This window comes from Streptomyces sp. NBC_01546 (genome assembly GCF_045208355.1).
Classification (GTDB): Bacteria; Actinomycetota; Actinomycetes; order Streptomycetales; family Streptomycetaceae; genus Streptomyces.
The window spans coordinates 7386457-7403020 of sequence record NZ_CP109379.1 but is presented as its reverse complement, the minus strand read 5'-3'; the positions used below and the strand labels follow the sequence as shown (position 1 = coordinate 7403020).

Annotated in this window: 15 protein-coding genes; 8 read left to right on the top strand and 7 right to left on the bottom strand. The window is 74.8% G+C overall.

The genetic code is table 11. The annotated features are described in order from the left end of the window. Positions 1-17: 17 nt before the first annotated feature. Both OHA89_RS33780 and OHA89_RS33775 read right to left on the bottom strand, forming a co-directional pair. On the bottom strand, positions 18-869 hold the full coding sequence (locus OHA89_RS33780; RefSeq protein WP_266611613.1) for a hypothetical protein: 852 nt from the start codon (positions 867-869) through the stop codon (positions 18-20). 95 nt (positions 870-964) lie between these two features. Then, a complete protein-coding gene (locus tag OHA89_RS33775; RefSeq protein WP_215146973.1) occupies positions 965-1693 on the bottom strand; it encodes an ABC transporter ATP-binding protein in 729 nt (242 codons plus the stop codon). Positions 1694-1871: 178 nt separating this feature from the next. On the opposite strand from OHA89_RS33775, the gene OHA89_RS33770 reads away from it, so the two are divergent. The 5 genes from OHA89_RS33770 to OHA89_RS33750 all read left to right on the top strand — a co-directional run bounded on the left by OHA89_RS33770 (position 1872) and on the right by OHA89_RS33750 (position 10477). Continuing rightward, a complete protein-coding gene (locus tag OHA89_RS33770) occupies positions 1872-4886 on the top strand; it encodes an ABC transporter permease (RefSeq protein ID WP_406367816.1) in 3015 nt (1004 codons plus the stop codon). Beyond that, positions 4880-5200: a hypothetical protein gene (locus tag OHA89_RS33765; protein ID WP_406367815.1), complete on the top strand. Its 321-nt coding sequence runs from the start codon at positions 4880-4882 to the stop codon at positions 5198-5200. The genes OHA89_RS33770 and OHA89_RS33765 overlap by 7 nt, the downstream gene beginning before the upstream one ends. Next, positions 5197-7944 (top strand): hypothetical protein, encoded by a 2748-nt coding sequence (locus OHA89_RS33760; protein ID WP_406367814.1) that lies wholly within the window; start codon positions 5197-5199, stop codon positions 7942-7944. The genes OHA89_RS33765 and OHA89_RS33760 overlap by 4 nt, the downstream gene beginning before the upstream one ends. Beyond that, positions 7941-8912: an ABC transporter ATP-binding protein gene (locus OHA89_RS33755; RefSeq protein ID WP_406367813.1), complete on the top strand. Its 972-nt coding sequence runs from the start codon at positions 7941-7943 to the stop codon at positions 8910-8912. Before OHA89_RS33760 ends, OHA89_RS33755 begins: the two co-directional genes overlap by 4 nt. A gap of 86 nt (positions 8913-8998) precedes the next feature. Then, positions 8999-10477 (top strand): condensation domain-containing protein, encoded by a 1479-nt coding sequence (locus tag OHA89_RS33750; protein ID WP_266611607.1) that lies wholly within the window; start codon positions 8999-9001, stop codon positions 10475-10477. Here OHA89_RS33750 and OHA89_RS33745 read toward each other — a convergent pair. From OHA89_RS33745 to OHA89_RS33725, 5 genes are all read right to left on the bottom strand, one after another. Beyond that, the gene (locus OHA89_RS33745) at positions 10465-11688 is read right to left on the bottom strand and encodes a S8 family peptidase (protein ID WP_266611605.1); all 1224 of its coding nucleotides are present in this window, start codon (positions 11686-11688) and stop codon (positions 10465-10467) included. The two genes, OHA89_RS33750 and OHA89_RS33745, sit on opposite strands and share 13 nt — an antisense overlap. A gap of 114 nt (positions 11689-11802) precedes the next feature. After that, a complete protein-coding gene (locus OHA89_RS33740) occupies positions 11803-13035 on the bottom strand; it encodes an RNA polymerase sigma factor (RefSeq protein WP_266612567.1) in 1233 nt (410 codons plus the stop codon). Positions 13036-13092: 57 nt separating this feature from the next. Beyond that, positions 13093-13449, bottom strand: a complete 357-nt coding sequence (locus OHA89_RS33735; RefSeq protein WP_215149980.1) for a YciI family protein — start codon at positions 13447-13449, stop codon at positions 13093-13095. Between the two features lie 152 nt (positions 13450-13601). Then, positions 13602-14219, bottom strand: coding sequence for a hypothetical protein (locus tag OHA89_RS33730; protein ID WP_266611603.1), 618 nt, complete (start codon positions 14217-14219; stop codon positions 13602-13604). A 71-nt stretch (positions 14220-14290) separates the two neighbouring features. Beyond that, the gene (locus OHA89_RS33725; RefSeq protein ID WP_215149985.1) at positions 14291-14560 is read right to left on the bottom strand and encodes a hypothetical protein; all 270 of its coding nucleotides are present in this window, start codon (positions 14558-14560) and stop codon (positions 14291-14293) included. 108 nt (positions 14561-14668) lie between these two features. Between OHA89_RS33725 and OHA89_RS33720 the strand changes: the two genes are divergently transcribed. From OHA89_RS33720 to OHA89_RS33710, 3 genes are all read left to right on the top strand, one after another. Then, the gene (locus tag OHA89_RS33720) at positions 14669-15007 is read left to right on the top strand and encodes a co-chaperone YbbN (RefSeq protein ID WP_215149987.1); all 339 of its coding nucleotides are present in this window, start codon (positions 14669-14671) and stop codon (positions 15005-15007) included. 130 nt (positions 15008-15137) lie between these two features. After that, positions 15138-16334 (top strand): cytochrome P450, encoded by a 1197-nt coding sequence (locus tag OHA89_RS33715; protein ID WP_266611599.1) that lies wholly within the window; start codon positions 15138-15140, stop codon positions 16332-16334. 21 nt (positions 16335-16355) lie between these two features. Then, positions 16356-16550 (top strand): ferredoxin, encoded by a 195-nt coding sequence (locus OHA89_RS33710; RefSeq protein WP_406368690.1) that lies wholly within the window; start codon positions 16356-16358, stop codon positions 16548-16550. Positions 16551-16564: the final 14 nt, after the last annotated feature.

The following is a 16564-nucleotide window of genomic DNA, read 5'->3' as shown; positions in this document are numbered from 1 at the left end:
CGCGGGCGAGCCGCCCGTCAGCCGGCCCCGTCCTCCGGTGTCCCGGCCGTCAGGGTGCGCAGGCGGCGGGCGGCGGTTTCCGCCGCGCGGCGGGCCTTTCTGGCCTCCCGGTCGGCCTCGCGGTGGCGTTCCTCGGTCTCGGCCACGGCGGCGTACGCGTGGTCCCGGGCGGCCGTGGCGCGCTCGAGCTCCGCATCGGCGGCCGCCGCCTGCCCGACGGCCCGCTGCCGGGCCTCCTCGGCCAGCCGTAGTTCGTCCTCCCGCGCCACGGCCGCCCACTGCGCGTCCTGGGCGGCGGCGCGGGCGGCGGTCACCCGGGGTTCGGGCGGGGCGGTCGGCTCCGGGGGTGACGCGGACGGCGCGGGCGGGGCGGTCGGTACGGCGTCCGGGTCCACACCGGGGAACTCCGTCGACAGGGCCGGGGCCTTCGTCAGCCGGCCGGAGGCCCAGGCCTCGGCCGCCTCCGGATCGGCGAGAGCGGCGTACAGGATCTGCTCGACCTCCCGCACCACCGTCTCGGACACGGCCGTCCCGGCCTCCTCGGCCAGCCGGAGCGCCTCGCGGGCCAGGGCCCCGATCACCACGTGCTGCTGGTGGGACAGATCGCGCAACTGCTCCCCGTCCAGGGACCGGTGCGCCGCCCGCAGCGCCTGCCCGAGCTGGCGGAACTGTTCGACCTCGTCCGGCTTCGCACGGACCAGCGTGTTCGACGTCCAGGCCGCGAGCGTGGGGCGGCGCAGTCCCGCGATCCGCTTCCCCGCGGCCTGGTCCCCGGCCCGTTTCGCGCGGGCGGCGGCCTCGTCCCGGGCCGCCGTGAACCGCGCCGGGGGCAGCGCGTACAGGGTGTCGATGATCTCTTCCACATCCACGCGGCCCACTGTCCGTCATCACCGCCCGTGGACGGGGGACCGTCACCGCTCCGCGCGCCGCCCGATCCGATCCGATCAGTTCAGATCCGATCGGATCAGAGGTTCATCGGCCGGTGTTCATCGGCTATGCGGCCGTCGCGCAGTTCCACCACCCGGTCGGCCAGTTCGATCAGAGCCGGGTCGTGGGTGGCGACCAGCGCGGTGACGCCCTCGCTGCGCACCACCGCGCGCAGCAGCCGCATGATCGAGCGCCCCGTCTCGGAGTCGAGCTGGCCGGTCGGTTCGTCCGCGATGATCAGGTCGGGTTCGTTGGCGAGGGCGCGGGCCACGGCCACGCGCTGCTGCTGGCCGCCGGAGAGTTCGCCGGGGCGCTGGCCCGCGTGCTCGGCCAGGCCCACCAGGGCCAGCAGGGTCCTGGCGCGTTCCTCGCGCTGCTGGGCCGGGATCTTGCGCAGCCGCATGGGGACCCCGACGTTCTCGGCGGCGGTGAGGACGGGGATCAGGCCGAAGGACTGGAACACGAAGCCGATCCGGTCCCGGCGCAGGGCCAGCAGCCCCGGCTCGTCGAGGCCGGCCAGCGGGGTGCCGTCGAGCAGGACGGCTCCCGTGGTCGGGGTGTCCAGGCCGCCGACCAGGTTCAGCAGGGTGGTCTTGCCGGAGCCGGAGCGGCCCTTGAGCGCGGTGAGTTCGCCGCGGCGCACCTCGAACGAGACGCCGCGCAGGGCGTGTACGGTCCGCGGGCCGCTGCCGAAGCTCCGGTGCACGTCGTCCACGACGACCATGGGCGTCCGGTCCGCGGCCGTGCCGTCCTGGTGCTGCGTCATGTTGTGGGCTCCCCCTGGGACTCGAATCGGCCGACGGAGGACGCCGCCCGAGGCACCTCCTGCTCGAATTTGCTCATCCGTCACATCCTTCGCGCAAGTCCCTTCCCCCGTGCGTTCGAATCTGACAGCATCGTCCGCTATCCGGTGCCAGTGGTCCGGTCGGGGGAGGAACAGGCACATGCTCGGCTTCGTCGTGCGCCGGCTGCGCGGGCGATTGCCGCTCGCCGCCGCCGTACTGCTGACCGTATTGATCACCACGACCGTCCTGACGGCGCTGTTCGCCTTCACGCGCGGCGTGGGCGATGCCGGGCTGCGCCAGGCCCTCCAGGGGCCGGGCCGGGAACGGGCCACCGTGCTGGTCACCGGCGAGCACCCGGCGCCGGCACGCACCCAGGACGACGCGGCCGTACGGGGCTTCGCGGACGAGCTGTTCGGCCGGCTCCCGGTCGGCGTCGAGAGCCTGGCGCGCAGCCGCCCGTACGGCCTGCCGGGCGCCGCCGCCCCCGGCAGGGAAGCCGATCTGACGCTGCTCGCCTCCTTCGACCGCCGGCGCGTACGACTGCTCGCGGGCCAGTGGCCACAGGCGGCGGGCGGTGCGGGCTCCGCGGGCGGCCCGTCCCCCCTGGGGGTGGCGGTGCCCCGGGCGGCGCTGGTCCGGCTCGGGCTGACCGAGGCCGCGCTGCCCGCCGAGGTGCGCCTGGCCGACCGGTACGGCGGCGCCCCGCTCACGGTGCTGGTCACCGGGGTGTACCGGGCAGCCGATCCGGCGGACCCGTACTGGCGGCTCGACCCGCTCGGCGGCCGCGAACTCCAGGTCAGCAGTTTCACCACCTACGGCCCGCTGCTCGTCGACGACACCGCCTTCACCGCGGGCGGTCTTCCGCAGAACAGCCGCGGCTCGCTCCTGACCGCCGACTTCACCACCGTGCGCGCCGCCGAGGCCGGGGCCCTGCGCGAGCGCGCGGCGGGACTGGCGGGCGGCTCGGGGGAAGCAGGGGTGAAAACCCCCGCCGGGTTCCAGATCAAGACGGAACTCCCGGTCCTGCTCGAGGAGTTGGAGTCGGGCCGGCTCGTCGCCCGGTCCTCCCTGCTGGTCGGTGCGCTCCAGCTCGCCGTCCTCGCCGCGGCCGCACTTCTGCTGGTCGCCCAGCTGCTGACGGACCGCCAGGAGCCGGAGCGGGTCCTGCTCACCGCGCGCGGCGCCTCACGCGCCCGGCTCGGCGCCCTCGGCGCCGCCGGATCGCTGCTCCTGGCCCTGCCCGCCGCCGTTCTGGCACCCCTCCTCACCCCACCCCTGCTCGACCTCCTCAGCGGCTACGGCCCGCTGTCGCGGGTCCCCCTGGACACCTCCGGGACCTGGCTGCTGTGGCCCGTCGCGGCCGCCTGCGCCCTCGGGTGCGTGGCCCTGACCGCGCTGCCCGCCGTGCTGCGCGGCGCGGGGGCCTCCGCTCTGCGCCGCAGCGGCCGCCGCCAGGCCCTGGTCGCCGGGGCCGCCCGGTCCGGCGCGGACCTGGCGCTGGTGGCGCTCGCCGTCCTCGCCTACCAGCAGCTCGCCCAGTACAGCGGCGCCGGGCACGAGCCCGCCCCGGCCGGGGCGTCCGGCGGGCTCGGCGTCGACCCGGTGCTGGTCGCCGCGCCGACCCTGGCCCTGTGCGCGGGCACCCTGCTGGTGCTGCGCCTGCTGCCGTTCGCCGCGCGGCTGGGCGGCCGGCTGGCGGCGCGCGGCCGCGGGCTCGGCCCGGCGCTGGTCGGCTGGCAGCTCGCCCGCCGGCCGAGGCGGGCCACCGGCCCGGTCCTCTTGCTGGTCCTCGCCGTGTCCAGCGGGGTCCTGGCGCTCGGCCAGCACACCGCCTGGACCGCCTCCCAGCGCGACCAGGCGGAGTTCGCCACCGCCGGGGGCCTGCGGATCTCCGGCAGCGAGCTGGCCCCGCTGGGCCGGGGCGGCCGCTACTCCTCGCTGCCCGGCGGCGAACGGGTGATCCCGGTGGTCCGCACGAAACAGGAGCTGCCCGGCGGCCGGGCCGGGCAGGTGCTCGCGCTGGACGCCGCCGCAGTGGCCGAACGGGTGCCGCTGCGCAGCGACCTGAGGGACGGGCGGGCCATGCGCGAGCTGTTCACGCCGCTCGCCGCCGCGAACGGCTCGGCGGGCGGCGGCATAGAGCTGCCGGGTCACCCCCGCCGGCTCGAGGTCGAGGTGACCGCCCAGACCCCGCGTTCGGGTGGCCGCCCCGGTCTGGGACTGCTGCTGCGCGACCGGTTCGGCCTGACCTACCGCACGCCCCTGCTCCCGCTCCCCGAATCCGGGGAGGGCACCGTCCCGGTGGACCTCGACGCGCTGGCCGGTGCCCCGCTCGGGTCCGCCGCCGCCCCCCTGAGCCTGGCCGGGCTCGTGCTCTCGTACGGCCTCGAGGCCGGTCCGGGCGGCCGCCCCGAGCCGCCCGGGGCCGGCGAGCCCGCGCTCCCGGGAGCTGACCGTACGTCGCCTCGCGGTCGCCGAGGCCCCCGCGCGGCGGCGGTGCCCGTGCCGCTCCCCGCGGCCCCGCCCGGCTGGACCCTGAAGGCCCCGCCGCTGTCCGGCGCCACCCCCGCCGCCGAACTCCTGCCCGCACAGGAAGCTCCGGGCGGCCCGGCGCTGCTCCGGCTGCGCTACCGCGGCGGCACGGACACCTTCGGCGGTGTCCAGATCGGGCTGCTCGCCGGGCCCGCGCCCGCCGCCGAGGTGCCCGGGATCGCCACCCGCGGCTACCTCGCCGCCGTCGGGGCGGCCGTCGGCGACCTGGTCCCCGTGCCGCTGGGCGGCGCCACCGTGCCGGTGCGGATCACCGCCGCCGTCGGCTCGCTGCCGGTGGCCGGGGACACCGCGCTCGCCGTGGATCTGGCCACCGCCGGGCGGCTGCTGGCGTCCGACACCGGGCGGGAGCTGCCGCCGCCCGCGGAGTGGTGGCTGCCCGCCGCCTCCGCCGGGGACCCCGCTCCGGCGCGGGCCGCCGCCGAGCTGCGCGGCGGGGCCGGTGGCCAACAGGTGGAGCTGCGCGGGGAAGTGGCCGCCGCGCTGCTGGAGGACCCGCTGAGCGCCGGTCCGCAGAGCGCGCTCGCCGCCCTCGCGGTGGCCTGCGCGGTGCTGGCGGCGATCGGCTTCGGGGCCTCCGCCGCGGCCGCGGGGCGCGAGCGGGCCCGGAGTTCGCCGTGCTGACGGCGCTGGGTGCGCCCCGCCGCGGGCTCGGCCGCACGGCCGCCGCCGAGAACGGTGTCCTGGTCGGCCTCGGGACCGCCGTCGGGGTGGGGCTGGGCGCCGCCATCGTCCACCTGGTGGTGCCGCTGGTCGTGCTGACGCCGGCCGCGCGGCGGCCCGTGCCGGAAGTGCTGGTGGACCTGCCGACCGTCGGAACGCTGCTGATGGCCGCCGCGATCGCCGCGGTGCCCCTGCTGTCGGCCGTGATCGGCGGCCGCCGTGACCGGACCGCCCGGGGCACCGCCGACCGGCTGCGCCTCTTGGAGGAGATGTGACCCGCCCGGCCCCGACCCCGGCCCCGACCACCGCCGACGGGCGCGGGCACCGCCCCGCTCCCTGGGTGCGGACCCGGCTCCGCGCGGCGCCGCTGACCGTGCTGCTCGGCGCCGCCCTGGCCTTCGTCGCCGTACTGCTGGCGGCCGCGCTGCCGCGCGCCGTGGACCGCGGCGCCGACCAGGCCCTGCGTTCCTTCCTGCACGACCAGGGCCCCGGACCGACGAGCCTTTCCGCCTCCGTCACTTCCCGTGGCGGGCGGATGACCCCGCAGGACCTGGACACCGTACTGGCCGCCCTGCGCGCACGCACCGGCGGCGCCTTCCGCCTCGACGCGAGCGGTCCCGTCCACGGGGCGCGCGGTGTGAAGGCCAGCAACCTGGCCACGCCCGGCCTGGACCGGCCCGAGGCCGTCGACCCCCGGCTCACCCTGGTCCACCTCCCGGAGGCCGCCGCCCACACCTCGCTGGTCGCCGGCCGCTGGCCGAGCGGCGGCGAACCCGGCGCCCCGGTCCCGGTGGCCCTGTCGCGCAGTGCCTCCGAGACCCTCAAGGCCCCGCTCGGCACCGTGCTGGAATCCACGCCGAGCATCTCCGGGACGCTCCGGGCCGAGGTCGTCGGGCTGTACGACGCCACCGATCCCGCCGATGTCTACTGGACCGACCTGCCGTGCCTGACCAAGGCCTGCCAGAACCGCACCACCGACTCCCTGCCGAAGGTGTACTGGCAGACCGCCGCCCTCGTCGGCGCGGACGGCCTCGACCGCATCGGCGCCTGGGGCGAGGGGGCCGAGTACTTCTGGCGGCTTCCCGTGGACACCGGTGTCCTGCGGGCCGACCTGCTGCCGGGCGTCTCGCGCGAGATCGCCTCCTTCGTCACCGGCCCCACCGCCTCCGGACTCTCCGCCGCCTTCAAGCGGCCCGATCTGCACATCAGCTCCCGCCTTCCCGAACTGTTCAAGCGGGCCGAGGCCCGGCAGCAGGGCGCAGCGCCGCTCGCCGCGATCGGCCCGGCCGGTGTCGCAGGGGTGGCCGCCGTCGTGTTCTGCCTGGCCGCCGCCCTCACCGGGGACCGGCGCGAGGCCGAGCTGCGGCTGCTGATGGCCCGCGGCGGCTCGCGCCGCTCCCTGGTTCGCCGCCTGCTCGGCGAAGGTGCCGTCACCGTGCTGCCGGCCGCCGCGCTCGCCGCCTGGCTCGCCATACGGCTGCTGCCGACTCCCCGGCTGACGGCCTCGCTGGTCGCCGCCACCGCCGTGACGCTGCTCGCCCTGCTGGCCTTCCCCGTACGGGCCTTCGTACTGCTGTCCGCGCCGCACGGGCCGCGCCCCCGGCGCCGCCTCGTCGCCGAGCTGCTGGTCCTCGCCGCCACCGCCGCGGCCGTGCTGGAGGTACGCCGCCGCGGCGTCGCCCCCGCCGCCGGACTCGATCCGCTGCTGGTGGCCGCCCCGCTGCTGCTCGCGCTGTCCGGCGCCCTGCTGCTCTCCCGGCTCCTGCCCGCCCTCGTCGGGGCGCTGGCCCGGGCGGCCGGCCGGCGCCCGGGCCTGATCGGCTTCCTCGGGCTGGCCCGCGCCGCCCGGGGCGGCGGGGGCCGCGGGCGGCCTTCCGTACTGCCGCTGATCGCCCTGATGCTCGCGGTGACCACGGGCGGCTTCGGTGCCACGGTGCTGGGTTCGGTGGACACCGAGCGGCTCCAGGTGGCCCGGCAGGCCGTGGGCGGGGACGCCCAGATCGCCGCGCCCGCGGGAGAAGCCCTGACGCCTGAGCTGATCCGGGCGGCGAACGAACTGCCCGGGGTACGGACGCCGGTCGCCGCCTGGGTGGAAGAGGACGACGCGTTCCTCTTCGGCACCGATCGGGGCTCCCCGCAGGTCAGGGTGGTCGTCGTCGACCCGGTGGCGTACGCGGCGCTGGCCCGTACGGTCGGGCGCGGCCGCTTCGACCCGGCGCTGCTCGCCGGGGGTGCCCCCGGCACTCCGCTGCCCGCGCTGTTCAGCGGCGACCTGGTCGCGCGGGCCGGTGACCAGGCCTACCGGCTGCGGGTCCGCGGCGAGGAACTCCAGGTCAGGGCCGCTGCCGTGATCGACGGCACGCCGGCGCTGCCGGGCAGCGGAGCCGCCATCCTCGTCCTGCCGGCGCAGCCGGCCGTCGCCCTGACGCCCCGGATCTCCACCCCCAACCGGTGGTTCGCCACCGGATCCGTCGACGCGGACCGGCTGGAGGAGCTGGTCCGCGCCGGGACCCCGGCCGCGACCGCGGAGCAGGTCCTGGTGCGGACGAGTGCCGCCACCGTCGCCGGCCTCGCCGCCGACCCGCTCCAGCACTCGGCCGGACGGCTGTTCTGGGCGGCGGTCGCCGGGGCCGCCGGATTCGCCGTGCTGGCCGTCCTGCTGACGCTGATGCGGGCCGCGCCCGACCGGGCCGCGCTGCTCGCACGGCTGCGCACCATGGGCCTTCGTCCCCGGCAGGGCGTGGCGCTGATCCTGGCCGAGGCCTTGCCGCAGGCGCTGGTCGCCGCGGTCGGCGGCGGGCTGGTCGCGGCGGCGGCCGTGGCCCTGCTCGGCCCGGCCGTGGACCTTTCCGCGCTGGTCGGTGCGCAGGTGCCCGCGGGGCTGCGGCTCACCGCGCGGCCCGTGCTGACCCAGGCGCTGGGCCTGGCGGCCCTGGTCGCCGTGGCCGTGCTCGCGGAGGCGGCGATATCCGGCAGACGACAGATCTCCACCGAGCTGAGAGCGGGAGACCAGCGGTGAACACCGAGCAGCCGACCTACGAAGAGCTGCGCCGGCAGGCCCTGGCCGCCGCCGCACCCCGTATGACCGGGGCGGACACGGCAATCGTCTGCGACCGTCTGGTGCGCATCTTCAGCACCGACGGGGTCGAGGTACAGGCCTTGCAGGGGCTCGAACTGACCGTGGCCCAGGGCGATCTGGTGGCCCTGGTCGGTGCCTCCGGCAGCGGCAAGTCCACCCTGCTGAACATCCTGGCGGGCCTGGACGTCCCCACGGCTGGCACCGCCACCGTCGGCGGCTACGACCTGCTCGAGATGTCCGCCAAGGACCGTCTGCGCTACCGCCGGGAGGCGGTGGGATTCGTCTGGCAGCAGACGGCCCGCAACCTGCTGCCCTTCCTGACCGCGGCCCAGAACATCGCCCTCCCCATGCAGCTGAGGGGCCGGGCCGCCAGGGGCGCGGCCGGGCGCCGGGCGGCCGCCCGGGTCGGCGACCTCCTCGAAGCCCTGCAGATCACCGATCTCGCGGGCCGCCGGCCTGCCGAGCTCTCCGGCGGCCAGCAGCAGCGCGTGGCCATCGCCGTGGCCATGGCCAACGACCCCGCGGTCCTCCTCGCCGACGAGCCCACCGGCGAGCTGGACTCCGAGACCGGCGCCGCCATCTTCGAGGCCTTCCGCACGGTGAACCGGGAGTTGGGCGCCACCGTGGTCATCGTGACCCACGATCCGCTCGTCGCCGGAGAGGTCCGGCGTACGGTGGCCATCCGCGACGGCCGCACCAGCAGCGAGGTGCTGCGCCGCACCGTGACCGACGAACACGGCGCGGAATCGGTGAGCGAACGCGAGTACGTGATGCTGGACCGCACCGGCCGCGTCCAGCTGCCGCAGAAGTTCCTGGAGGCCCTCGGCATGGAGCAGCGCGTGGCCGTCGACCTCGCCGCCGACCACATCGAGGTGCGCCGCGACGACTCCGACGCGGACGGGGGCTGAGGCGCCCCGCGAATGGTTTCGTCACTTTCGCGGCCCAGGGGTCGTTAGGGCCTCGGGGTTGACTCGGGGGCGAAGGGATGAACGGAATGCGGCAATTTCCTCTGGAGATGCTCCACGTGGCACCCGGCCGGGTGGTCGAGTGGCGGCTCAGGTCCACGGTCGCGGAGGCCTGCGGCCCCGACGACGAGTCGGGCAGGAGGGCGTCCTTCAACCAGGAGAAGCACTTCACCGTCGCCGAGGAGAGCCGGGCCGCCGACGACCCCGTCGCATCGTGGATCGCGGTCACCTTCGAGGTGGCCGGGCGGCTGGACGAACCGGCCCTGGCGCAGGCCCTGCTGACCTTCGTGCAGCGGCACGAGGTGCTCAGGTGCGCGTTCCTCCGCCTGGCCGGGGAGCTGGCCTGTGAGCCCTTCGACCCGGCCGAACTCGCCCTCGACGCCGAGACGGTGGGGACCTTCGAGACCTCCGCGGCGCTGCGGGGCTTTCTCGTCGAGCGGTTCACCCGGAGCATCGACACGTTGTCCTGGCCGCTGTTCGTCATGGGCGCGGTGCTGCGCGAGGACTCCGCGACGGTCTACCTCGCCTTCGACCACATCGTGTGCGACGGCATGTCGATGCCGATCGTCGTCCACGAGGTGCTGACCGCGTACGAGGCCCTGTGCCGCGGCGAGGACACCGGGCTGCCCTCGGCCGCGCCCAGCTATCTCGACTTCGCCGACGAGCAGCGCCGCCGCTACCTCTCCATCGACGCCCGCGACGAACGCCTGGACTACTGGAAGGAGTTCATCGCGCGCGGCGGCGAGTTCTTCCCCCGCTTCCCGCTCGACCTCGGCGTGGAGCCGGACCGGATGTACCCGATCGTCAACGAGGCCTCCACGCTGCTGGACGCCGCCGAGACCGAGGTCTTCGAGAAGACCTGTCTGGCCGTCGGCGGCAAGCCCTTCATGGGGGTGCTCGCCTCCGTCGCCGTATGCCTGCGCGAGGCCGGCGGACCGGGCGTCTACCGGGGGTTCATGCCGGTGAGCGAGCGCGGCCGGGAGGGCTGGGGGGACTCGGTGGGCTGGTTCGTCAACACCATGCCCATCGAGTTCGACGCCTCGCCCGGCCGGGACTTCGCCCAGATCATGGCGGGGGTCCGGGCCGGGTTCAGCGAGATGATCGGCCACATCGACGTGCCGTTCGTACGGGCCTGGGAGCTGCTCGCCCCCGAGGAGTTCGCCGCCCGTTCCTGGCCGTACCCGGTGAACTTCTTCTCGTACATCGACATGCGCAGGTGCCGGGGCGCCGAGCGGCACGACGAGTGGCGGCCCTCGACCCACGTGTGGTCGGCGCGTGCCAACGGTGCCTGTTCGTGGTTCCAGCGCGATGCCGACGGGCTGCACATGAACTCCCTCTACGTCGACACCGCGGCGGCCCGCCGCACCATGGGCGACTTCCAGGAGGCGCTGCGCCGGACGGTCCAGGACATCGCCCGCTCGGGCGGCTTCCGCCGGCCCGTCGCGCTGACCGGGCCGCGCCGGCCCGAGCGGACGCCGCTCGATGTGGCCGTCCGCTACGGCAGGTAGAGGGTGTAGAGGAGCCTGTTCGGCACGACCGGCGGGCTGCCCTGGAGGGCGCCGGTCGTGGCGTTCGCGACGAGGGCCTGTTTGACCTGTGCGGGGGTGTCGCCCGGCCGGAAGGCGAGATGGAGGGCGGCGGCTCCGGACGTGTGGGCGGTGGCCGCCGAGGTGCCGCTGAGGGTGGCCGTGGCGGTGTCGCCGTCCTTCCAGGCGGAGGGGATGGCCACACCGGGGGCGAACAGGGCAACGCAGTTGCCGTAGTTGGAGGAGGCGGCACGGCGGTCGAGGCTGTCGCTCGCGCCGACGGTGATGATCTCGGGCAGCCGGGCGGGTGAGTTGGCGCAGGCTCCGTCGGGCCGGGCGGAACCGCCGGCCGCGGCGGTGTAGGTGATCCCGGCGCGGATGGAGCCGCGGACGGCCGCGTCGAGGGCGGTGTTGGCGGCCCCGCCCAGGCTCATGTTCGCGACGGCGGGGCGGATCGCGTTCGCGGTGACCCAGTCGACGCCCGCGATGACCCCCGAGGTACTGGCGGATCCCTGGCAGTTCAGGACCCGTACGGCGACCAGCCGGGCCTCCTTGGCCACGCCGTAGGCCGAACCCGCGACGATCCCGCCGACGTGGGTGCCGTGGCCGTTGCAGTCGTTGCCGTTCTGGCCGTCCCCGACGGTGTCGGTGCCGACGGAGGCCCGGCCGCCGAACTGCGTGTGCGTGGTGCGCAGTCCGGTGTCGATGACGTACACCCGTACGCCGGGGGCGGTGGTGCGGTAGGCGTAGGTGGTGGAGAGCGGGAGCGCGCGCTGGTCGATGCGGTCCAGTCCCCAGGGGGCGCCCGGCTGGACGGCCGCCGGGCCGGCCGGGGCCGTGGCGTCGAGGGTGACCACGGTGTCCTGCTGGACCCTGGCCACCCGCGGGTCGGCGGCGAGCCTGGCCGCCCGGGCCTGGTCCATGCGCGCGGAGAAGCCGTGGAGCGCGTTCGTGTAGACGTGGCCGAGCCGTGCGCCGCCCGCCTTGGCCAGGAGGTCGGGGAGGGTTCGGGTACCGGCGGCGGACTCCTTCAGGACGACGATCCAGCTGTCCGGGACCGCGGTCTCGGCGGGGCCCGCGAGCTGTAACTCCCCCGCGGGGGTGGCGGAGGCGGGGGGAGCGATCGGCAGGAGGGCGGCGGCGAGCAGGACGGCGGACGGCAGCAGCCTCGAGAAGCGTCTGGTGGCGGTCATCTCCGGTGCACCTGGACCTTTCGTCGACCGGGTGTGGGGGCGCCCCAGATTCCCCGGCCGCGCCCGACGGCACAAGAGTGCGGTCCCGGACAGCCCGGCCGGGCAGCTGACACCTCACTGGAGCCGGTCGGCGCGCCCGCGGAGCAGGGAGCGTTCCCGCTCGTTGCGGGTGAGCGAGGCCGCCCGTTCGAACTCGGCGCGGGCCTCCGCCGGGCGGCCGAGCCGCTCCAGCAGGTCTCCCCGTACGCTCGGCAGCAGGTGGTAGGCGCGCAGGGCCGGTTCCTGCGCCAGCGCGTCGACCAGCGGGAGCGCGGCCTCCGGTCCCTGGGCCATCGAGACGGCGACCGCCCGGTTGAGCTCCACCACCGGGGACGGGATCAGTGTGACCAGCCGCCCGTACAGGGCGGCGATCGTCGGCCAGTCGGTGTCCTCGTAGCGGACGGCCGCCGCGTGGCAGCCGGCGATGGCGGCCTGTACCGAGTAGGGGCCGCTGCCCGCGTGTCGCATGGCCTCGATGCCCCGGTGGATGAGCATGCGGTTCCACCGGGCCCGGTTCTGGTCGGCGAGCAGGACCGGTTCCCCGTCGGGTCCGGTCCGGGTGGCCATCCGGGACGCCTGGAACTCCAGCAGCGCGGCGAGGCCGTGCACTTCGGGCTCCTTGGGCATCAGGCCCGCCAGGACGCGGACCAGCCGCAGCGCGTCCTCGCACAGGGCGGGGCGGACCAGGTCCTCGCCCGCGGTGGCCGAGTAGCCCTCGTTGAAGACGAGGTAGATGACCTCGAGGACCGATGCGAGCCGTGCCTCGCGGTCGGCCCCGTACGGGACTTCGAAGGGCACCCCCGCCGTGGCCAGGGTCCGTTTCGCCCGGACGATGCGCTGGGCGACGGCGGACTCGGACGCGAGGAAGGCGCGGGCGATCTCCTGAGTGGTCAGGCCGCCCATCAGCCGCAGGGTGAGCGCGATCCGGGCCTCGGTCGCCAGGAGCGGGTGGCAGGCCGTGAAGATCAGCCGCAGCAGGTCGTCGTCGATGTGCTCAGGGTCCGCGAGCTCGGCCGGTTCGGCGGGCGGCGGTACGTCCTCCAGGGTCCGGCCGACCTCCGCGAGCTTGCGCGCGTAGGTCTCCTTGCGGCGGACGAGGTCGATCGCGCGGTGTTTGGCGGTGGCCATGAGCCAGGCGCCCGGCCGGTCCGGGACGCCGGACTCGGGCCACTGTTCAAGCGCGGCGACCAGGGCGTCCTGGGCGAGTTCCTCGGCGATGCCGACGTCCCGGACGATACGGGCGACGCCGGCGATGATCCGCGCCGACTCGATCCTGAACACCGCTTCGACCGCCTGGGCCGTACTCACTGCCGTCACGGCCACTCATCAGAGCAGCCGTGACGAGGCAGGGCAAACGCGGCGCGGTCACATCTCCTGGATCTCCCGGACCTCGGCGCTGACGTTCCACTCCGCCGGGTGGATCTCCAGGAACCGCCTGGTCCACTCGATGGCCTCGGCCTTGTCCTTGCACTGGGTCAGGGAGTAGCCGCCGACGACCTCCTTGGTCTCGGTGAAGGGACCGTCGGTGTAGCTGATCTTCCCGCCGGACCAGCTGAGCCGGGTCCCTTCGGAGGTGGGCAGGAGTCCGGCGGTGTCGAGCATGACCCCGGCCTTGGTGATCTCCTCCAGCAGGGCGCCCATGCGCTGCTCGAACTCCGGCGGGAAGGCCTCGGGGGGCAGGTCCTGCTCGTTGATGCGGATCATGGTCAGGAAGCGCGGCATGGTGACTCCTCGGTCGGGAGGGCGGGGGCTTTCCCTGCCTCTCACCCCTGCGTCGAACGGGAGACGCCCGGATCGACAGCTCCTCGAAGATTCTTCGGAGAATTTTCGGGAGCCGCCACCACCGGGGCTCTGCCGCTCAGCCGCTCACCCGTTCAGCGGAGCCAGAAGAAGACGGTGTCCTGGGTCCGGCCCGCCTTCTTCGTCTCCTCCCACTCGTCGGCCTCCACCCGCATGGGCTCCAGCAGCACTTCCGCCGTCTCGCGGACTTCCGGGTCGAGCCGGTCGAGGACCGCCTCGTACGCCTCGACCAGCTCGGCGGCCCGGGACGCCGGGAACGTGCCCATCCACGGGACGGCGTCGCCCGGGTGCGGGAGCCGGATCGGCGGGCCGCCGAACAGGATGGCGGCGGGCGCGAGGTCGGCCGGGACCCCGTGCCGGGTCATCTCCTCGTCCACGGTGTAGAACCAGGAGGGCCGCCGCCAGTAGCCGAGGTCGTGGGTGTCGGAGAAGTTCACCGCGACCAGCGACTGGAAGGCGTAGGTGTAGGCGGGGTCCATGTCCGCACTGGGGCTGCCTTCCAGCAGTTCCTCCAGTGCCTGTGCGACCGGCACGTCCAGCTTGATGCCCTGGTCTTCGAAGCGGGCGTCGGTCCGCGCGCACTGTTCCCGCGCGAATCCGAGAACGCGCTCCTGTTCGGGTGTCCGCTCCACCGCCGTCAGCAGCCGGATCACGGCCCGCATGTCGCCGGTGCTCATCTCCAGGTTCCCCATGGCCCCATTCCTCGTACGTCGAACTTCCATGATCGCCGACACCGGCGGCAGGTGGTGACCGGCCCCGGCGGTCAGCGACTGTCCCCCACCCAGTCCCAGCGGCCGGGGTCCGCCGCCCGGCGGCGGTAGTGGGCGCGGCCGCCCGCCCCGTAGCGCCCTATCTCCGTGGGCAGCCTGGCCTCTTCGGCGAGCTGCCGGGTGCTCCAGCCGGTGATGTCGAGGAGGAGCCCGTCCAGGGGGCCGCCCACGAGTTCGCCGTAGACGTGGCCGGGGCGCGGGCCGGGGTCGGGGTCTTCGTGGTCGGCGCCGTAGACCCGGCGCCGGAGCATCCTGTCGTCCATACCGTTCAGCTTCACAGGCACCACTGACAATCGGCCGCCGGGCGCAGCGGCGATGATGGTGGCCGCCTCCCTGGTCACGGGGGGGCCCGGGAGCGAGGAGCGGCACGCATGGCACGTCGGGTACACCAGCCACTGGAGGACCAGGAGTTCGACTTCATCCTCTCCATGGCGCCGGGGCCGGTTCTCGCCTACTTCTGCGGGACCTGGCCGAAGGCCCTCGAGGCGTGCCGCGCGATGGACGCGGTCGTCGGCGAGCTGGCCGAGGAGTACGGGACGCGGTTCACCGCCGTCCGTACGGACATCACCCGCTGCCCGGGGCCGACCAGGCGTTTCGGCGTGACCGGCGCCCCGACCGCCGTGCTCGTCAAGGACGGCGAGGCGGTCGCGAGCCAGGCCGGTCCCATGACCCGCGAGGAGTTCCGGGCCTTCCTGGACGCCCATCTCTGAGGTCCGGGGGCGCCCACTGGGCCCTGTGGGCGAACTCGGGGTGATCTGGCCGAAAGTGGCATAGGTGGGATAGGTGCCTCAGGCATGTAATGGAGTCCGGCACAACGGAACCATCGCTCGCGAGGTGCTCATGTCCTTCACGTCAGAGACCGTTGCCTTCCCCCAGGACCGAACCTGCCCCTACCACCCGCCGGCCGCCTACGAACCCCTGCGGGAGGCCCGGCCGCTCTCCCGCGTCACTCTTTTCGACGGCCGCTCCGTATGGGTGGTCACCGGACTGGCCGAGGCGCGCACCCTGCTCGCCGACGGCCGGCTCTCCACCGACCGCCGCAACGCGGGCTTCCCCACGCCCACCAGGCGGTTCAAGGGACTCCAGAACCGGCGCGCCGCGCTGCTCGGGTTCGACGACCCCGAGCACAACACCCAGCGCCGGATGCTGATCCCCTCCTTCACCCTGAAGCGGACCGCCGCCCTGCGGCCGCGCATCCAGCAGACCGTGGACCGGCTGATCGACGAGATGGTCGCCGCGGGCCCGCGGGCGGAGCTGGTCGCCGCCTTCGCCCTGCCGGTGCCCTCGATGGTGATCTGCACCCTGCTCGGAGTCCCGTACGAGGACCACGAGTTCTTCGAGGGAGAGTCACGGCGGCTGCTGCGCGGCCCGGAATCCGCCGATGTGGAGGACGCCCGCCGCCGGCTGGACGCGTACCTCGTCGACCTGATCGGGCGCAAACGCCGGGAGCCCGGGGACGGCCTGCTCGACGAGCTGATCGAGCAGCGCCTGGAGACCGGTGAGATCGGCGTCGGGGAACTGGCCGACCTCGCCGCGATCCTGCTGATCGCGGGGCACGAGACCACCGCCAACATGATCTCGCTCGGCACCTTCACCCTGCTGCGCCACCCGGAGCAGCTGGCCGAGCTGCGGGCGGACCCGACGCTGATGTCCACGGCCGTGGAGGAACTGATGCGGTTCCTGTCGATCGCGGACGGGATGCTGCGGGTGGCTACCGAGGACATCGAGATCGGCGGGGTCACGGTCCGCGCGGACGACGGGGTGGTCTTCTCCACCTCCGTCATCAACCGCGACGACTCCGCCTTCGAGGATCCGGACGCACTGGACTGGCACCGCCCCAACCGGCACCACGTGGCCTTCGGGTTCGGCATCCACCAGTGCCTCGGCCAGAACCTGGCCCGCGCGGAGATGGAGATCGCGCTGGGCACGCTGTTCGAGCGGCTGCCCGGGCTGCGACTGGCGGCCGAGCCGGACCGGATCCCCTTCAAACCCGGCGACACCATCCAGGGCATGGTCGAACTCCCCGTGGCCTGGTGATCCGTCGTGTCGACCGCACGTCTGCACATCGACATCGACACGGGCGTCTGCATCGGCGCGGGTCAGTGCGCGCTGGCCGCCCCCGGGGTGTTCACCCAGGACGACGACGGCTTCGGCGAGCTGCTCCCGGGGCGTGAGGACGGCGCCGGGAGCGCGCTGGTCCGGGAGGCCGCCCGGGCCTGTCCGGTCTCGGCCATCTCCGTACGGGAGGACTGAGTCACGGAGGACCG

What these genes read in the sequence shown, in the direction of transcription:
- OHA89_RS33775 (WP_215146973.1), bottom strand. Translation starts at nt 1,693, where the DNA reads ATGACGCAGCACCAGGACGGCACGGCCGCGGACCGGACGCCCATGGTC.
- OHA89_RS33770 (WP_406367816.1), top strand. Translation starts at nt 1,872, where the DNA reads ATGCTCGGCTTCGTCGTGCGCCGGCTGCGCGGGCGATTGCCGCTCGCC.
- OHA89_RS33750 (WP_266611607.1), top strand. Translation starts at nt 8,999, where the DNA reads ATGCGGCAATTTCCTCTGGAGATGCTCCACGTGGCACCCGGCCGGGTG.
- OHA89_RS33745 (WP_266611605.1), bottom strand. Translation starts at nt 11,688, where the DNA reads ATGACCGCCACCAGACGCTTCTCGAGGCTGCTGCCGTCCGCCGTCCTG.
- OHA89_RS33735 (WP_215149980.1), bottom strand. Translation starts at nt 13,449, where the DNA reads ATGCCGCGCTTCCTGACCATGATCCGCATCAACGAGCAGGACCTGCCC.
- OHA89_RS33730 (WP_266611603.1), bottom strand. Translation starts at nt 14,219, where the DNA reads ATGGGGAACCTGGAGATGAGCACCGGCGACATGCGGGCCGTGATCCGG.
- OHA89_RS33725 (WP_215149985.1), bottom strand. Translation starts at nt 14,560, where the DNA reads ATGGACGACAGGATGCTCCGGCGCCGGGTCTACGGCGCCGACCACGAA.
- OHA89_RS33720 (WP_215149987.1), top strand. Translation starts at nt 14,669, where the DNA reads ATGGCACGTCGGGTACACCAGCCACTGGAGGACCAGGAGTTCGACTTC.
- OHA89_RS33715 (WP_266611599.1), top strand. Translation starts at nt 15,138, where the DNA reads ATGTCCTTCACGTCAGAGACCGTTGCCTTCCCCCAGGACCGAACCTGC.